Origin of the sequence: Pradoshia sp. (assembly GCF_051873915.1) — a bacterium.
In the GTDB taxonomy this organism is placed as follows: domain Bacteria; phylum Bacillota; class Bacilli; order Bacillales; family Pradoshiaceae; genus Pradoshia.
Map to the genome: position 1 here is coordinate 1 of NZ_JBJEFJ010000120.1, position 1,852 is coordinate 1,852.

Genomic DNA, 1,852 nt, shown 5'->3' on the forward strand with positions numbered 1-1,852 from the left:
GTACGGTGGTGGTGTGCTGTGAAAGGCACATCAGAGATGATGGAAGGTCCATCGATGGAGATTGAATCAGGCAAATCCATCAAACAACCCTAAGCTGCTGCAATAAAGAGTTGTGGTAGTAAGCGTCTAGGGAAAAGGTTGAAATAAATCAATCATGTGAGATATACAAAGATGAACGAAAGTGAACCGCTGAAGAAGTATCGATAACGTAAAACTTTGCCAAAACCTATCCTTCACCACTAGATAGGGACAAGAGTAGAAGATGACCTGAAATGCTGGCTACTTGGCAAACGGTATTAAGGCGGCATGAGTGTATATTAGGCTCTGATGTGAAACACAGGAACCTGCAACACGATGTTAAGTGAAAAGATACAAGCCACAGAAAGGCGAGATTGAAATAGCGAAGCGTGGTGCAGGGGCGGAGGTGCTCGTAGTAGCAATGAAGTTGTTGTAATGACAGCAGAGCGAAGGGGCACCGTCATTCAACTCGAAAACTGATAACAACTGTGAAAGCAGGAGGATTTGATGAGAGAGAGTAAGCCATATAAAATCTCGAAGCAAGTTGTTTGGTCTGCCTACAAAAGGGTGAAAGCAAACAGAGGAAGTGCAGGGATTGATGGTCAAATTATAGAAGAATTCGAAGAGAATCTTAAGGATAATCTCTATAAAATATGGAATCGAATGAGTTCAGGATGTTACTTCCCACCTCCGGTGAAGTTAGTTGAAATACCTAAGAAAACTGGAGGGAAACGGGGACTTGGTATCCCAACTGTCGAAGACAGAGTAGCGCAGATGGTAGTAAAGCTATATTTTGAACCGAAAGTAGAACCTATATTTCATAAAGACTCTTACGGATACAGACCAAACAAATCGGCACTAGATGCAATAGGACAAGCAAGAAAAAGATGTTGGAAATATGACTACGTCATAGAATTCGACATTAAGGGACTGTTTGATAATATTGATCATGAACTCTTAATGCGGGCAGTACAAAAGCATACAAATGAGCCGTGGATACTGATGTACATAGAAAGATGGCTCAAAGCACCATTTCTTAACTCAGAAGGTCACAAGATTTACCGAAAGAGTGGAACACCGCAAGGTGGTGTCATTAGTCCTGTTCTTGCGAACTTATTTTTGCATTATGCATTTGATGTGTGGATGGTACGAACGAATCCTCACGCGCCATTTGAACGATACGCGGATGATGCCATTATTCACTGCAAGACGGAATCAGAAGCAGAAGAGATATTAATCAAGCTGAGGCAACGAATGAAAGAATGCAAGCTTGAACTACATCCAGAGAAAACGAAGATTATCTACTGTAAAGATAAGGACAGGCAGAAAGAATACCAAGTCACTGAATTCGACTTTTTAGGATATACTTTTCGTAGAATTTTTATTAAAGACAGATTAGGAAGACTGCAATTTAATTTTCTTCCTTCTGTAAGTAAAAAGTCTGCTAAAGCCTTTAGAGACAAAATCAAAGCAATGAAAATTCAGCGGTTTTCAGGTAGTCGAATTGAAATTATAGCAGAAATGGTAAATCCAACAGTTAGAGGTTGGTTGAACTATTTCACAAAATATAACCCCTCAGCTGTGAAATACTCCATTGACTGCTTAAATCGTAGATTAGTCAAATGGGCAATGTGCAAATTTAAAAGGTTTAAAGGACATCGGGCTCGTGCAGAAAAATGGCTTAAAGAACTTGCGAAAAGAGAGCCCAAAATGTTTTCACATTGGGCTCTTGGATGGATTCCTTAATGGTTGAATGATAAGAGCCGTATGAATCGAGAGGTTCACGTACGGTTCTGTGAGAGCCTTTGGGTGAAATTCCCATTGGCTACTCGAC

General features: G+C 40.4%; 1 protein-coding gene. It reads left to right on the forward strand.

Features of this window, described 5'->3' with window-relative positions:
• The first annotated feature begins 525 nt into the window (after positions 1 to 525).
• Positions 526 to 1,764, forward strand: coding sequence for a group II intron reverse transcriptase/maturase (gene ltrA / locus ACI35L_RS10980; protein WP_049670112.1), 1,239 nt, complete (start codon positions 526 to 528; stop codon positions 1,762 to 1,764).
• The last annotated feature ends 88 nt before the right edge of the window (positions 1,765 to 1,852 follow it).

Bases quoted from the DNA above. Each gene is read 5' to 3' on its own strand.
- ltrA (WP_049670112.1), top strand. From the start codon at position 526: ATGAGAGAGAGTAAGCCATATAAAATCTCGAAGCAAGTTGTTTGGTCT.